This window comes from Pseudomonas sp. MF08817 (genome assembly GCF_059862705.1).
The window spans coordinates 1-12,803 of sequence record NZ_JCBCUY010000048.1 but is presented as its reverse complement, the minus strand read 5'-3'; the positions used below and the strand labels follow the sequence as shown (position 1 = coordinate 12,803).

At 59.3% G+C, this 12,803-nt stretch carries 18 protein-coding genes; 1 reads left to right on the top strand and 17 read right to left on the bottom strand.

What is annotated here, in order from left to right; genetic code table 11:
• Window positions 1–3 precede the first annotated feature (3 nt).
• The 8 genes from AC19YR_RS22535 to AC19YR_RS22500 are packed head-to-tail and all read right to left on the bottom strand — an operon-like array spanning window position 4 to window position 5,811.
• Entirely contained in the window at window positions 4–1,089 is a 1,086-nt protein-coding gene (locus tag AC19YR_RS22535) for a minor capsid protein (RefSeq protein ID WP_500600219.1), read from the bottom strand.
• On the bottom strand, window positions 1,064–2,524 hold the full coding sequence (locus tag AC19YR_RS22530) for a DUF4055 domain-containing protein (RefSeq protein WP_500600218.1): 1,461 nt from the start codon (window positions 2,522–2,524) through the stop codon (window positions 1,064–1,066). The genes AC19YR_RS22535 and AC19YR_RS22530 overlap by 26 nt, the downstream gene beginning before the upstream one ends.
• Entirely contained in the window at window positions 2,524–4,011 is a 1,488-nt protein-coding gene (locus AC19YR_RS22525; RefSeq protein ID WP_500600216.1) for a terminase, read from the bottom strand. The genes AC19YR_RS22530 and AC19YR_RS22525 overlap by 1 nt, the downstream gene beginning before the upstream one ends.
• A 1-nt stretch (window position 4,012) precedes the next feature.
• The gene (locus tag AC19YR_RS22520; RefSeq protein ID WP_500600215.1) at window positions 4,013–4,633 is read right to left on the bottom strand and encodes a hypothetical protein; all 621 of its coding nucleotides are present in this window, start codon (window positions 4,631–4,633) and stop codon (window positions 4,013–4,015) included.
• 9 nt (window positions 4,634–4,642) lie between these two features.
• Window positions 4,643–4,894, bottom strand: coding sequence for a hypothetical protein (locus tag AC19YR_RS22515; protein ID WP_500600214.1), 252 nt, complete (start codon window positions 4,892–4,894; stop codon window positions 4,643–4,645).
• On the bottom strand, window positions 4,891–5,082 hold the full coding sequence (locus tag AC19YR_RS22510) for a hypothetical protein (protein ID WP_500600212.1): 192 nt from the start codon (window positions 5,080–5,082) through the stop codon (window positions 4,891–4,893). Before AC19YR_RS22510 ends, AC19YR_RS22515 begins: the two co-directional genes overlap by 4 nt.
• 49 nt (window positions 5,083–5,131) lie before the next feature.
• Complete coding sequence (locus AC19YR_RS22505; RefSeq protein ID WP_500600211.1) at window positions 5,132–5,476, bottom strand: hypothetical protein; 345 nt, start codon at window positions 5,474–5,476, stop codon at window positions 5,132–5,134.
• Window positions 5,473–5,811, bottom strand: a complete 339-nt coding sequence (locus AC19YR_RS22500) for an MFS transporter (protein WP_079444350.1) — start codon at window positions 5,809–5,811, stop codon at window positions 5,473–5,475. The genes AC19YR_RS22505 and AC19YR_RS22500 overlap by 4 nt, the downstream gene beginning before the upstream one ends.
• Window positions 5,812–6,066: 255 nt before the next feature.
• Here AC19YR_RS22500 and AC19YR_RS22495 point away from each other — a divergent pair, with 255 nt between their 5' ends.
• Complete coding sequence (locus tag AC19YR_RS22495; RefSeq protein ID WP_500600209.1) at window positions 6,067–6,582, top strand: DUF6998 domain-containing protein; 516 nt, start codon at window positions 6,067–6,069, stop codon at window positions 6,580–6,582.
• On the opposite strand, the gene AC19YR_RS22490 is transcribed toward AC19YR_RS22495, so the two are convergent.
• From AC19YR_RS22490 to AC19YR_RS22450, 9 genes are all read right to left on the bottom strand, one after another.
• Window positions 6,555–6,794, bottom strand: coding sequence for a hypothetical protein (locus AC19YR_RS22490; RefSeq protein ID WP_500600208.1), 240 nt, complete (start codon window positions 6,792–6,794; stop codon window positions 6,555–6,557). The genes AC19YR_RS22495 and AC19YR_RS22490 overlap by 28 nt on opposite strands.
• A gap of 166 nt (window positions 6,795–6,960) precedes the next feature.
• Window positions 6,961–7,638 (bottom strand): hypothetical protein, encoded by a 678-nt coding sequence (locus tag AC19YR_RS22485; protein WP_500600206.1) that lies wholly within the window; start codon window positions 7,636–7,638, stop codon window positions 6,961–6,963.
• Window positions 7,635–8,240 carry a recombination protein NinG gene (locus AC19YR_RS22480; protein WP_500600205.1) on the bottom strand — a complete coding sequence of 202 codons (606 nt, stop codon included), beginning with the start codon at window positions 8,238–8,240 and terminating at the stop codon, window positions 7,635–7,637. Before AC19YR_RS22480 ends, AC19YR_RS22485 begins: the two co-directional genes overlap by 4 nt.
• A complete protein-coding gene (locus AC19YR_RS22475; protein ID WP_500600203.1) occupies window positions 8,240–8,656 on the bottom strand; it encodes a recombination protein NinB in 417 nt (138 codons plus the stop codon). The genes AC19YR_RS22480 and AC19YR_RS22475 overlap by 1 nt, the downstream gene beginning before the upstream one ends.
• Entirely contained in the window at window positions 8,653–9,597 is a 945-nt protein-coding gene (locus AC19YR_RS22470; RefSeq protein WP_500600201.1) for a hypothetical protein, read from the bottom strand. The genes AC19YR_RS22475 and AC19YR_RS22470 overlap by 4 nt, the downstream gene beginning before the upstream one ends.
• Window positions 9,594–10,391, bottom strand: coding sequence for a hypothetical protein (locus tag AC19YR_RS22465; RefSeq protein ID WP_500600199.1), 798 nt, complete (start codon window positions 10,389–10,391; stop codon window positions 9,594–9,596). The genes AC19YR_RS22470 and AC19YR_RS22465 overlap by 4 nt, the downstream gene beginning before the upstream one ends.
• On the bottom strand, window positions 10,378–11,355 hold the full coding sequence (locus AC19YR_RS22460) for a phage replication protein (RefSeq protein WP_500600198.1): 978 nt from the start codon (window positions 11,353–11,355) through the stop codon (window positions 10,378–10,380). The genes AC19YR_RS22465 and AC19YR_RS22460 overlap by 14 nt, the downstream gene beginning before the upstream one ends.
• 1 nt (window position 11,356) lies before the next feature.
• Window positions 11,357–12,208: a BRO-N domain-containing protein gene (locus tag AC19YR_RS22455; protein WP_500600196.1), complete on the bottom strand. Its 852-nt coding sequence runs from the start codon at window positions 12,206–12,208 to the stop codon at window positions 11,357–11,359.
• Window positions 12,209–12,213: 5 nt separating this feature from the next.
• Entirely contained in the window at window positions 12,214–12,672 is a 459-nt protein-coding gene (locus AC19YR_RS22450; RefSeq protein WP_500600194.1) for a hypothetical protein, read from the bottom strand.
• Between the last annotated feature and the right edge of the window lie 131 nt (window positions 12,673–12,803).

Genomic DNA, 12,803 nt, shown 5'->3' with positions numbered 1-12,803 from the left:
GCCTCAAATCCCGGCGCGCTCGAAGGCTAAAGGTTCGAGCGCGCGCATTTGTACAAGGGTCAACGGTGAAAAGCTGCGATCAAGCTGCAGCTCGGAGAATCGCTCGATGCTCAGTCCGCCTTCGCGGAATAACTTGGCGCGGACCGGGCCGATGGCCTTGTCCTGAAACGCTGCCGGCTGCTGCTTGAGCCAGTCGTAATAGCTGAGGTCTGCCCTCACCTGCTGCGCACCGCCCTCGCCTATGGATGCACGCGCAGCGTCTTTGGCGAACAAGGCGCTGAAGCGCGTCACCGCCACCATCGTCGAGCGGCAGTTGATATGGATCGGCGGCCTCGGCCCCTCGGCCAGTTTGAACCGGCGCTTATCCAGCGTTCGGCACTGGCTGGTGGTCTTCGAATCCAGGGTGCTGACCCACTCCACTGACTGCACAACGTCGCTGTTTTCCTTCAGCGTTTCCATGCGCGCCTGGGTGGCGACATGCTGCACCGCCGTCCGCACGATGGCGCCGGCGTTGCGGTTGGTCGTGGCCAGGATGCCATCGTTGTACTGAAGCGCCTTGGTGCCACGGATGTTCTTGATGATCTGGAAGTTGGTTTGGCCTTCGAAGAAGCCCTGCCTGATCGCGCCTGTGAGGCGTTGCCGCTCCGTGGCGGTGAAGCCATCAATGAATGACTTGAGCAACTTGCCGCCGTCGGCACCGCGCACGCTGAGCGGGTTTGTGAGGATCGCAGCACGAATCGCAGCAGCACCAGGCACAGCCGCGTCAAAGGTGACGCCTACCGGTGCCGCCCGGGTCAGGCTTGTCGCTTCAAACTCGGCCTCGTAGTTGGCGATGTCCACCAGGTCGAGGTTCAGCTTCTCGCTGTACCGGTCGAAGATGCCCAGCAACAGGCTATCAACCTCGCTCAGCAGCCGCTCCAGCCGCGCGACGGTGTAGTCCGTCAGGTCGGCACGGATCAGCCGCTCACGGATCGAGCGGTCAATCTCCTTGAGGAAAGGCCCAAACTTAGCGACTTCCCCCGACTTCAGTTGCTCCAGGAGGACAGCATGCCGGATGGTGGCATCAAGGATTGCTTGGTTTGCCGCCATTTAGGTTTGCCTCGTCGTCATCCAGGTCAGGTCCGGGGTTCTCCGTTTCAAGCTCGTCGCGGATCTGCTCGTCAGTCTTCTCCGGGTCAATCACCCCGCGGTCGCGCAGGTACTGCCAGAAGTCACCCGCTGGCAGCTTGCCGCCCTGCACCGCATTGAACAGCGCGGACAGGATCGTTGCGTCCAGGGTGATTTGGCTGAAGTCCTGGTTGAGCTTGTAGATCGCTTCGCCCGGGGCGTTCACGAACTCAGCCATCCAGGCCAGGCACTGGCTGTATGCCTCACTGACGTTGCTCACCACCAGGGAGAGAACACTGTGCTCGGCGGCGCTGTCGTTATCGGCCTGGGTGGCGGTCTTTACCGCACTACCACGTTCGATCAGGCGTGCGCCGAGCGAAACCATGTCCAGCTTCTTGGCGTCCATGGCCTCTTTTACAAGCGTGTTCGGCTCAGGCTGGGCAAACCCGCATGACCCGTTGGCCGGAAGCGTCAGCGGCGCCCTGGAGCCGACATAGATGCCGTTGGCTTCAAGGTGGTCGCGCCAAGCCTCATCAAGGCCCGAAATCCAGAACTGCGGCTGGCCTGAAAACCACACCGAATCCTCGTAGTCCGCGCTGTTGCAGTAATGACCAATGTTCAGCACGGCCATGTCGTACAGCGGAGAGTCGTCGATGCTGGTGTCATTGTTCTCGCTGCCGAGAAACTGAAATGGAATCACGCGCCATGGCTGTCCAGCGCCATTGAGCGGGGTGAATGGTGGGATGACCATCGTCGTTTCGCTTGAGCCTTCCTGCCACAGCTCCTGGGTATATACGCCGGTCACATCCAGGCGCAACACGCGGTACTGCACGACCTTTTCGCTTCCAAAGCCGTCATCAGTGTCGATGTCTGCCTCTTCGCGCAACACGACCAGACTCAGCAGGTGCTGACCACCAACCTTGCGTGTCTTCCAGTTCCTGATTGATTCGGCCGGGTAGCTCGCAACGTTCGCCCGGGCGCGCCCAGCCTGCTCGTCTGCCTTACTCACCGTACCGGCCTGCACGGCGGCGTAATCAACCAACAAACCGTGCCGACCGACTTCGAGCAGATGCCCGATGACCGATTGCGACTGCTGGTAAATGCTCACGCCCTGCCCGTCGATGTCCGTGCCGACGTAATCCAGTGCACCAGGTAACGTCAGCGTTGGCCAGGTGCGGAACACCGCGCCGACCAGGCCGTGCTTCGTGCGCCCGGTAGCGTTGTAGAAAACGGCCCGCTGTTTGTACGACTTGTACCGCTCAAGATTTTCAGGGCTGGTGTCGTGCTTGTTGGGCCTGGGCAGGTAAACATCGCCGCGCCCCTTGACCGTCTCGGAGCCCTTGCACACGTCGCGCACCAGCCGCCAACGGGACTGTGCCGCGTCGTACTCCGGGCGGGTGTATGTGACGTCTGCCATTAGCGTGCGAATCCCATTTTGATTGATTTGACCGGCTTCTTCGCGCTCTTGGCGACAGCGAAGTACCGGAATGCATCGGAGCCGTGAGACGTCCAGTCATGCAGCGGCTTGTCTTTCCAGCAGCCCTTCTTGTCGTCCCACTCCTTGCGATAGTTCTCAAGGCAGGCAATACCCTCTTCGCACTTCGATTCGTCGAAGGCGCACTTGGACAGAATTTCGCGGGCCTGCTCAATGCCGTCGTCCACCCCGATCTTCGGGACAACCTGAAACGTCATGCGGTAAACCTGGCCATCGATCTCGTAGCCCTCTCGGGCAATGTCCTTGCGCGTCTTCGCATCACTGCCGAACTCACGGTTCTCGATATCGTGCGGGCCCCAGTGCTCGGAGTACGTGTAACCCTTGTCCTTGAGCACCTTCATGTAGTGCCGCAGGCCTTCGCCTGAGTTCTCGTAGTAATCGATGACGTGGTATTGCTCGCCAACCTGTCGCACAAACCAGATGGCGGTGGAGTCGCTCACACCGATGTCCCAAATGGTCATCACCGGCAGGTGGCTGTTGTCGGGCAGAGTGCCGATGCGCTGAGCGGCATACAGCTTGGTGAACTGCTGCGCGTAGTAGGCGCCCTCGACCGACTGCTGGAAGGCTTCGACAGGAATCGACGGGTATTCCCGCTTCATGTCGTCGCCGAGAGTCTTCTCCTTGGCCGCGTACCAGGCGCGCTGCCCGTCATTGGCGACGATGCCGTGCTTGGCGTGAAGCTCGTTGAAGTAGTCGGTCAGGCGCTGCGGGATGACAACGTCAGTCGGGTCAAGCCAGTAGGCCTTGTTGTTCCACCAACTGAAGAAAAAGAACTTCCAGTCGAGCAGGCCCAGCGGCACGCCGGACAGTTGCTGGCGCTCCGCTGACTGGCTGTAATCAAAGAAATACCCGGCCCGACCCTCTGCCGTTGACTCAATGGTGACGAAACACTCAGCAGCGACAGCCTCGAAAGCACCCGTGACGATCTCCCGCGCCTTGTGTGGGAACTTGGCGCAGATCTTCCCGAACTCAGATACGTGCAGGTAGCGCAGCGTGCCACCACGGAATGAGGTGGAAACGTAAAGCGAACCGCCCTTGCTGAACACCAGCTCGCCGGCAGCGTCATTTCGTGCCGGGTTGGCAGCACGCAGCTCTTTCGGCAGGTTGTCGTAGGCGTATTTCACCTTTTCCCGGAAAAGGCGCTTCGCGTCGTTCAGTGTGTGAGCGATCAAGGCGCACTTGGCAGCCTCGAACAACGCTGCATCCAACTGGACGATGCACACCAGCGTCGTAAAGCCCAGCTGGCGAGCTTTCAGGATGATGTTCCGGGTATGCATCCCCTGGAAGTAATCGATCTGCTCCTGCGTCATGCGGAAGCGAACCTTCTTGCCCTGCTTGTCAGTGATGAAGTAGAGGTTGTTCAGCCGCCAGAATCGATCCCGAAGCAGTTTCATGTGCTCGGGCTTCATATCAGGCGTCCTGCGATAGTTCGTCCATCATCTTGGACAGCTCGTCAGCGTCATTGCCGCCGGATTTAATGTCGAGGTCGTAGGCCTGGCGCTCCAGGGCAACCAAGGTCTTCAGTGTCTCGGCCAATTCCTTCATGGTCTTGGTCCGGCTGGGAAGCGCGCCAATCTTGTTGGCCAGAGCCAGCATATCTGCCATCGCATCACCGTCGCCGGAATCGCCGTCCTTGAGCTGGGCGATCAACTCTTTAATGGTGCCCTGCTCATCCGTCAACGCTTCAAGTTCATCCAGCAGCTTGTTGGTGAGCCGCCGGCCACGCGAGATGTCGCCACGGTGAGCCATGCGGATGTTCGCTATGGCCCGGGCGTTAACCTCAATGACGGCCTGATCTGTAACAGCGCGTTCTGCTGTTACATCGGCTGTTACACCCTGCCTTGTTACAAGGTCGTTCGCCTTCGCTTTGATCTTTGCGGACAGGTCTTGAACCCACCCATGCTTCTTTGCCCGCCGGGCGATCGCCACATGGTTAGAGCCTGGGCATGCAATAGCGATCTCTCGCAGCGACAGCACACCAGCCCGGAAGAGCTGTTCAATGCGCTCCCAGTCGGGTTGCTTGGTTGTCATGGGGAATCCTTAGTCTTGGCTGTCCAGTAGCACATCAATCAGCTTCTGCTCACCCAGGCGCATGGCACTCAGGCACTGTAGGTCGTCGCACTTAGGGCCGAGGCCGAACACGGTTACCTCACCCTTCGCTCCGATCAGCGTCAATGCGCCTACCGTACACTCGGGGTGCTCACCGGCATCGAGGTCATCGGCGATCTTGCGCAGGGTCTTGGCGGCGTCGCGCCAGTCTTCCCGCTTAAACTCCAGAACCTTGACGGTCATTCGGTCACCATCTGATGTGTTTGTGCATGGGCGTGACCGTGGAGCAGGCTGACGATCAGGCCTTGAGGAAGCCCGGCTGCCTTGGCGGCGTCCACGACACCAGCAATAGCCTTGTCGAGAGCGCTTACCGCAGCGTTGATGTCCTGCCCCATGGGAAGCACATGCCGTAGGCGGGTGACGTTGCTCATCTGCAAAACCTCGCGCCACGATTTGGCGTATTCGAAAACGTGGCGCGGATTACTTACTCCGGCGCTCGATACCGCCCGGCGCCTTGTCACAGTGCAGGCAGTGCTCGCAGCTCAGTGTCCGACACAGCCAGACCTTCACTCGCTGCCAGTACGTGACCATGAAGATGTGGCGGGCACCGGCAAGGGCAAGGGATACATGCAGCGTCAGGCCGGCAGTGGTCGGGCCGAAGAAGATGTTCTGGCTGCGCACCATCACAACAAAACCGGTGATAGCAATAGTCGAGTAGATCAGCTTCCCGAGGATACCGTCCCTCACCTTCCCGCTCAGAACGCACCAGGTCGCCCAGGCGGCGATGAGGCCGCAGGCGATGGAGTTGATAAGTTCGAAATTCATGGTGGATTGCCTCCCCCGAACCGCTGGCGGATAAGCGCCCAAAGGTCAGCGGATTTGATGGCTCGATTGATGGCCGCCAGGAGCGAGCCGCCGAAGGCACCCAGCAGGAAGCCGATGCCGGCGACGATCTTCGGTTCGGTCACGCCCAGGTAGGTGCTGACCATGCTCGTCAGGTAGATCGAGCAGGCCATGCCCGTGATCAAGAAGACCATCCAGGCGCGCCAGTCGGACAAGTCGTCCTTGTGCCACCAGCTTGCAACAACAGCCCCAATCAGGCCCGCAATCAGCAATTCGAACCTGTCGATCTTGTCGAGCAGGCGCTGTAGGTACTCCATGCGCTCGACTCCGTGGGGCATGTTTGGAATAGGTCAGCCCCAGCAGCACTCCCAGCTCGGAGCAATGGGTGTGGTGGGGCCGAAAACGAAAAGGCCCCGCTCAATGTCGAGGCCCTGGAATAGGTGTGCGGGTTTTCCCACCATCCCGGTGTCGGCGCACAGGCGTTACCGAGGACTGTAGGTGTAAAGTGGCGATACAGAGCGCTATTCAATGCAACCGTCGCCATTTGCTCTGCATCACAGGACTCTCGCACGATGGATCTCGCCGACCTCCAAACCAAAGATTTGCTAAGGCTTCAGTCTGAAGTAATAGCTGAGCTCAGAACTCGTGGAGTCCTGAGAACAATGAACAATCCCGTCGGCGACTATGCTGAATGGTTGGTTGCTTCGGCCCTTGGATTGATACTCGCCAAGAACTCAGCTGCCGGCTATGACGCAGTGTCTGTAGACGGCAAAAAATTTCAGATAAAGGCGCGGCGTGCCAATCCCACCAACAAATCCAGACAGCTAGGCGTAATACGCAATTTGGATAAGGGCGATTTCGACGAACTGATCGCAGTTATTTTCAGCGAGTCCTATGAGGTGGTAGAGGCAGTATCAATTCCGCACGCAGTTATATCCGACTACAGCGCGCACAGATCACATGTGAATGGTCACGTTTTGAACCTCCGTGGAAAACTTCTCACTGACGGTCGCGTTAGGGATATTCGCAACGAACTCAACCGAGAAATTTCCCAGCAGCCTCAAAAAGCTGGCGAGATATCGAAGTAGTAGTCCTTCCCCTCTTCGAAATGCTCGGCACGCTCAGCGGCCACGTTCACGGTGTATTCGCCGTATGGCGTGTACTTGCCGTAGATCGCGTCTTCCTCCGCCGGATTGGCCGACCACACCGCACCGAAGTGCAGACGGGTCAGTGATTCCGTCGAGCCCTGAACAGGACCTTTGGAGCGAAGAGTCATTTTGCAGCGAGTGATATGCGACATCGGTAGATCCTCTTTATCTAATGGCAGGAGGGGCTTTCCGGTCTTTCGCCTGCATTTGGGCAATAAAAAACCCGGCGCAGTGGCCGGGCTTCGAAGTGGTCGTGCGCTGGAGGTAAGTTGCGCAGTGTGGGAAAAGTACATCAAATTCCCCACCATGACAACACCTTTATGCCGCATCCTCTGAGTTTTCTGCGTGAATAACCTGCCAAACTGGCTGCTGTACCTGAATATCCACTTCCACAATGGCCTTTCGCAGGAAATTCCAGATGTCGAGCCAGTCGCGATCCCAGTGCTTGGGCTGGATAGCGATCCCGTACAGCTTCAACATGGCGTCAGACACTCGAGCCGGCCCCCACGCATCACCGCCGTTTGCCTCGGCCTTGTAGGACTGCAGGGCACAGGTGATCAGGCAATGCACCTTCGCCGCCTTGGCATCGGTGAGCGCACTGAAGTCGGTATCCGACCAGATCAGCTTTTCGGCGTTGAGCATGTGAACGACCGTCATGCACGGGTGGTAAAGGTAGTGCCCCAACTGCTGCACCTGGAACGGAAGCGACTCGATTGCCTTCTGCACCTTCCCCATGGTGAGAAGGTGAGCTGCTCGATGTGTGGAGCGCCCAATCGGGGCGCGCCGCGTTTCGGCAATGCTGATCTTCTGGCGCACCGCCATGATGCGCTCTTCCTTGTCCTCGCCTTGGGCAGCGAAGATGATCTCTCGGAGTGCTGCCTTTTCCTTCCTGACTACGGTTGCGGACTTGGCCCGATCAGCCGCCAAGGCACTGATTGAGGCGTTCGATTCGTGCTGCGCATCAGTCCACGCTTGACGTGCGTTGATCAGTTTCATGCTGCCTGCCCCTTCTTCAGTTCTATGGTCTTTGCCCGGTATTCCGCTTTAATGGCCTTGATCTCTTCCACGGTGTACTTGCATGGCGGGTGCAGGCCCTCCAGCCAAGCGACCTTCTCGGCACCGATACGCTGGACCAGGCGTATGCGGTACTCCACGGCATTGCCGGATAGGTTGCGGTTGCACTTCACGCATTGCCGGTGGATGTTGAGAGGTTCGAAGCGCAGTTCCGGACAGGCGCCGACGGATCGGTAGTGCCCAGCGTCCCACCGGCTGCCGGTCATGAGATCGTTGTCGTTCGGCAGGGAGTCGCAGCTGATGCACGGCAGGTGCGCGTCACGCAGGCGCACGTACTCGTTCACCGCGGCCTGTGCCTCGCGCAGGTGGTCCGCCCTGCTCTTCAGCTTCTCCTTGCGGACCTTGATTTCCTTGCGCTCGATATCGGCAAGCGCCTTGCGCGCCTTAGGTGCGTGCCTGGGCGCGTCGATCATTGCGCAGGCCGGACTGCACACCGCCTGGCCCATACGCGAAGGGACGAATGAGGCCCTGCACGTAGCGACGCGGCACTTCTTCGGCTTGGGCGGCTTCCGCTCGATCGCCATCAGTACCGCCCTCCCCAGTGGTCCTTCTGCGTCCACCGCACCTGGTGCTCGGCGCCGAAACAATGAACCCACTCGATCAACTCTGCGCACTGCTTCACGGTGAGCTTGCTGGTGCGCTCGTAGATGACGTCGAAGCCGTTTCCGTCTATCGCCGGGATCATCTGCGGCTGGTCGCCAGTCTCACGCAGCCACGCGGCCGTCAGCAGGCGCTTCCAGATCAGGACATCCCACTTCTTCCCGGCGTGCTCGACCTGGGCGGCGATATCGGCAAGCGCCGCGTGCAGGGCCTTGTTCTGCTCCCCGCTGCGGTCAACTTCGGTGATGGCCAGCTTCTTGGGCTTGGTGATGTCCATGCCAGCGATATGTCCAAGCACCCGGGCGCGGTCTGATTCGTTGCGGATCTGGAGGCTGGTCATTGCAGGCCACCCTCTAACCCTTCTGAATCAATGCTTTCAGACGATTTATGGCCTGCTTGGTGGCCGCCCTCTGACTGCTCTCCCTTGCCCATGGCGGCGCGACCGGCGATGTATTGCGGCAGGTTTCGGCAGCCTTCGTCTTCGTCGTAGAGCGCGAGAAGATCGCTAAGCGCCTTGCGCAGCACAGCTAGGGAATTAGGGGCATCGAGGTCAGGCTCCGCACCTTGATTGGCAGAATCACAATTCGCGCAAACCCCGTTGTTGGCATCCATAAACCCTGCGCCGTGGCTGTTTACTGGATACCCGTCACCGCAGGCACACCAGATGATTTCTTTGCTCGGGCCCAACTTGCGCAGCCCCTCCACCTCCGCCTTCAGCTCAGCATTCACCCGCTCGCAGGCTTCGTAGCCGGTGCGTAGGCCGGCGACTTCGGCGCGGAGCCGAGCTATTTCTTCCTTGTCTACCTGAATTCCGGCGGCGAGAAGCTCGTCAATACTTTTTTGATCGGTTTGCCCAGCGAAACTTCGGACGGTTTGAATCCCCACCGCCATATTCAAGCGCTGGACTTCGGCGCGGAGCTGGTCGCGGTCGGCAGTGATTTTGTCCAAAAGTCCGCCCGTTGAATTGGTGAACGTCTCCAGGCCGCCATTAACCTTGCGAACCAATTGGTCGGCAGTTAGCGTTACGGCGTTGTAACCGCCAGCGCTCAGGCTGCAAGCGATTGAACGCATGCCCTCTTCGAACACTTCGTTCTCAGCCTTAAGCCGCGCTATTTCTTCGAGCGCAGCGTCGAAGCCATCTGCCGAATACACTGCCTCGCTCTCAAGCCGATCGTTATCGGCGATCAGGGCCAGGAGTACGGATGGTTTAGCTACCGTGTAGGCCTGCCCAAGCGAGAGATGACTCTCGGACAGGCGCTTCAGTTCGGTGTAGTCGGTCATTGCGCCGCCCTCTTCTCTTCCAGTTCCTGGGCCTGCCGGATCAGCAGCGCCCGGCGATTCGCCAATTCATTGGCCGCTTCAATCCGCATTTCGATCTTTCGCTCAGCGCTGGCTTTGCGCATTTCCAGCATTGAACTCTTCACAAGCTCGAGCTTCTGGCGGAGGGCCGGGGCCGGCTGGGTTACCGCACCCGTCAGCAGGCCGGCAATGGCGCGGCCGTCTTCGGTGACAGGCCCGACACTCAGGTCGGCCAGGTACTTCTGGGCGTGCTCGCGAGGAATACGCTTCAGCTCCATGGCCTTGGTGACGGCCTGGATGCGGCGGTCGGCGTCGAAGCCGACAGAGACGTGCCAGTTCACCGGCTTGGCGTCCTCGCGGGCCTGGACGACGAACCGCTCGTAAGCGCCGATGAACGCCATGCGGGCGCCGATCTTGTCGCCGGCGTCGAGGACGGGCTTTGCGGCAGCCAGGGCCAACTGGATCTCGTCGGTCAGCACCACCGTTTCAAACTCGTCGTTGGTGGTCATGGCAATGGCCCAGGCCTCGTCCTTACCCGGACGGCCATCGGAGGTCTGCACACGCTGGAGAATGTCGGCCATAGCCAATTTCCCCCTCACCTCGAAGCGGCACGCCTTCAGCGCGGCTTTGACGACAGGCACCGGGTAGGCGCAAAGGTCTTCGGCCATCATTGCGGCGGTGCCAGGGTTCATTTCCTGGCCCATGGCTTCGGCAGTCGCGCAGATGGCGGCGGCCAGCCCGGCGACCTGCTGGTCGTTCATTTCAGAGGTATTCATTGCGGTCACCTGCTTGGCGTTTGGCCAGAACCATCTGGGCGGCCCGCTCCGCTGCGGAGTGGTTCGCCTCGGTCCGTTCCATCTGGCGGGCCGTCGTGCCGTTGACGCTCTGCCCGGTAACCCACTGGGTGTGATAACTCTCGGCGTTGGCCAGCAGCTCGTTGAGGCTGTGACACTTGCGCAGAACCGCGGCATCGCTGGTTTTCAGGAAGTGAGCGGCGACGTGGTGGGCGACGTCGGCGCCCAGGCGGTCAACCAGTTGGCCAAGTTGACCACCGACCTTGGCGTTCCACACTGGCCAGGCGCTGTAGCGCTTGCGGTAGGCCATGGCGTAGTTCGCCCAGACCTTGAAGGTTTTGCAGGACTGGTCTTTGGGGCCAGGCATGTCGGAGGGGATCTCAACCCGTGGAGTGTCGGTGCGATCGACAACCAGCACCAAGCCGCGGGACTGAGCCGGCTTGCCGGTGGCGTCCTGCAAGTCTTGACTGGTGTCCTGATTGGTACCCTGATAATTGGTATCCTGATTTGTCGGAGATTTTTCCGACCCTAGCTCGGATTTTTTTCCGACCTTGCTCGGAGATTTATCCGAGGTAGATCGGATATTTTTCCGACCTTTGTTTTTTGGTGTGGTCGGATATTTTTCCGACCCGTCGAGCTTCTGGTTCCACTCGACGGCCTTCTCTGTGAGGCGGAAAAGCGTGATGTTCGAAGTGCTGGAAAGCTCAATCAAACCTGCCTCTTCCAGGGCCTTCAGCATGCGATAAGCGGTGTCCGGCTTGTCGGTGAGCAGCGGCAGCTCCTCGATGATCTTGGCCTTGCTCAGCGCGAAGAAGATCCCGTCGTCAGTCTTGATTGGCTTGGTCCAGCTCGGGCAGCCGTAGACGAAGGCGAACAGCAGGGCCTGCTGAGAGTTCAGCCCCCACTCCAGCGCCTTCACCTGGTTAATCGTGACGGTGTATTGCATGTCAAGCCTTCCCGACCAAAGCGGCCAATTCAAGGAAGCGATCCACGTACCAGTGAGGCTGCGTCTCGCGGGGGCATTGAGGGCTGGTGAGGTTCTTGCCGTACTGGAGGCCCTTTTCAGTCACAGACCAGAAATCAACAGACAGGCCCTTGGAGTTCTTGCGCTGCATAACCTTGAGGAAGCCATAGGCAGCCAGGGCGCGATTGAAGCCAGGCGCCGTGCTGCTGATATTGTTTTCCTTGATGAGAGCAGTGACGGCCTTGGTAGGCATGGAAGAGCCGCCAGCAGCATCAGAAGCGGCGTCCACGGCGTAGCCCGGGAGGAACTTGGCGTCCAGACCGTTGTTGGCGGCGATCTGGGCAAGCATCATCATTTTGCTGGAGGGCGCAGGCTTGAGCAGGCGATCGAAGCACTCAAGGATTGCCAGCTCGCCGACGATCTTGGAGTTGTTCGGGCCTTGGGCAGAAAAGGTGCCGGTCTTGCGGATGCTCGGCAGCACCTGCCCGACCACCCACTCCTCGAACTGCTCAGCAGCCGGGAGCTTAGACTTCATCACCAGACGGTAGAGGTCGCGCTCAGGGATGATTTGCACTGCGCGGACCTGACCTCCCATTTCGGTATGGCAGGTACTGACCGCTTTGCAGTGAGCATTGATCGCCTTCGACGTGTTGGAGTAGCCGAGGGCTTCGGCGATGTCCTTGGCGATGAGCCAGGGCTCACCGTGGCCGTCGTCAATTACGCGGACAGGGAAGCCGTGGAAGTCGAAAGGAGTCACGGGCTTAATCCGCGCCACGTTTTCAGATTGCGAAAAACGTGGCGCGAAAGGTGGCGAATTGACAGTTTGGGTAGACATGGGCATTATTCGCTCCAGAACTTAGTTGTAAGTGCTGCACAAAGAGCCAGGCCGCGAACCTGGCTTTTTTGTGCCTGCGATTTCGTGTTGCGGGTAAATTGGGTGTCCGGCGCATCCGTGGTAGCTTTCTGCTTCCACACAAGAAGGCCTAGGAGGCCGGACAGATGAAATTGGATAGAGCGCTTCAGAAGCGGATTCTTGAGGCGGCAGCTGAGGCGTACCCATTCCCTGCCCCGCATGGCCTGTACTTCGATCTTGGCGCGGCGGAGACAAAGGAGAGAGTCGACGCGAACCTCTGCTACCTGGCAGAGCACGGGCTCATCAAAAAATGTATTGAGCTCACGGGCGACGGGTTCGCCCTTCCCACCAACAATGGCATTCAGTGCACGAAGTCGGGCATGGACTTCCTCGCCGATGACGGAGGACTTAGCGCAGCCCTTGGTGTGGTGACGATCAAGATTCATGAGGTGTAGTGGTCAACTAATCCCGGACACGACGTTAAGTTTTTCCTCAGCCCGCGCTGGAGCCAACCCATCGTTGAATTGATGAGGCCGAATCCAGTTGTAGCGATGCATCAAAAAATGGCTGATATCGC

Coding starts and splice junctions, on each gene's coding strand:
- AC19YR_RS22465 (WP_500600199.1), bottom strand. CDS start 10,391: ATGAATACCTCTGAAATGAACGACCAGCAGGTCGCCGGGCTGGCCGCC.
- AC19YR_RS22530 (WP_500600218.1), bottom strand. CDS start 2,524: ATGGCAGACGTCACATACACCCGCCCGGAGTACGACGCGGCACAGTCC.
- AC19YR_RS22510 (WP_500600212.1), bottom strand. CDS start 5,082: ATGAGCAACGTCACCCGCCTACGGCATGTGCTTCCCATGGGGCAGGAC.
- AC19YR_RS22485 (WP_500600206.1), bottom strand. CDS start 7,638: ATGAAACTGATCAACGCACGTCAAGCGTGGACTGATGCGCAGCACGAA.
- AC19YR_RS22515 (WP_500600214.1), bottom strand. CDS start 4,894: ATGACCGTCAAGGTTCTGGAGTTTAAGCGGGAAGACTGGCGCGACGCC.
- AC19YR_RS22495 (WP_500600209.1), top strand. CDS start 6,067: ATGGATCTCGCCGACCTCCAAACCAAAGATTTGCTAAGGCTTCAGTCT.
- AC19YR_RS22450 (WP_500600194.1), bottom strand. CDS start 12,672: ATGAATCTTGATCGTCACCACACCAAGGGCTGCGCTAAGTCCTCCGTC.
- AC19YR_RS22480 (WP_500600205.1), bottom strand. CDS start 8,240: ATGGCGATCGAGCGGAAGCCGCCCAAGCCGAAGAAGTGCCGCGTCGCT.
- AC19YR_RS22500 (WP_079444350.1), bottom strand. CDS start 5,811: ATGGAGTACCTACAGCGCCTGCTCGACAAGATCGACAGGTTCGAATTG.
- AC19YR_RS22520 (WP_500600215.1), bottom strand. CDS start 4,633: ATGACAACCAAGCAACCCGACTGGGAGCGCATTGAACAGCTCTTCCGG.
- AC19YR_RS22505 (WP_500600211.1), bottom strand. CDS start 5,476: ATGAATTTCGAACTTATCAACTCCATCGCCTGCGGCCTCATCGCCGCC.
- AC19YR_RS22470 (WP_500600201.1), bottom strand. CDS start 9,597: ATGACCGACTACACCGAACTGAAGCGCCTGTCCGAGAGTCATCTCTCG.
- AC19YR_RS22455 (WP_500600196.1), bottom strand. CDS start 12,208: ATGTCTACCCAAACTGTCAATTCGCCACCTTTCGCGCCACGTTTTTCG.
- AC19YR_RS22460 (WP_500600198.1), bottom strand. CDS start 11,355: ATGCAATACACCGTCACGATTAACCAGGTGAAGGCGCTGGAGTGGGGG.
- AC19YR_RS22535 (WP_500600219.1), bottom strand. CDS start 1,089: ATGGCGGCAAACCAAGCAATCCTTGATGCCACCATCCGGCATGCTGTC.
- AC19YR_RS22475 (WP_500600203.1), bottom strand. CDS start 8,656: ATGACCAGCCTCCAGATCCGCAACGAATCAGACCGCGCCCGGGTGCTT.
- AC19YR_RS22490 (WP_500600208.1), bottom strand. CDS start 6,794: ATGTCGCATATCACTCGCTGCAAAATGACTCTTCGCTCCAAAGGTCCT.
- AC19YR_RS22525 (WP_500600216.1), bottom strand. CDS start 4,011: ATGAAGCCCGAGCACATGAAACTGCTTCGGGATCGATTCTGGCGGCTG.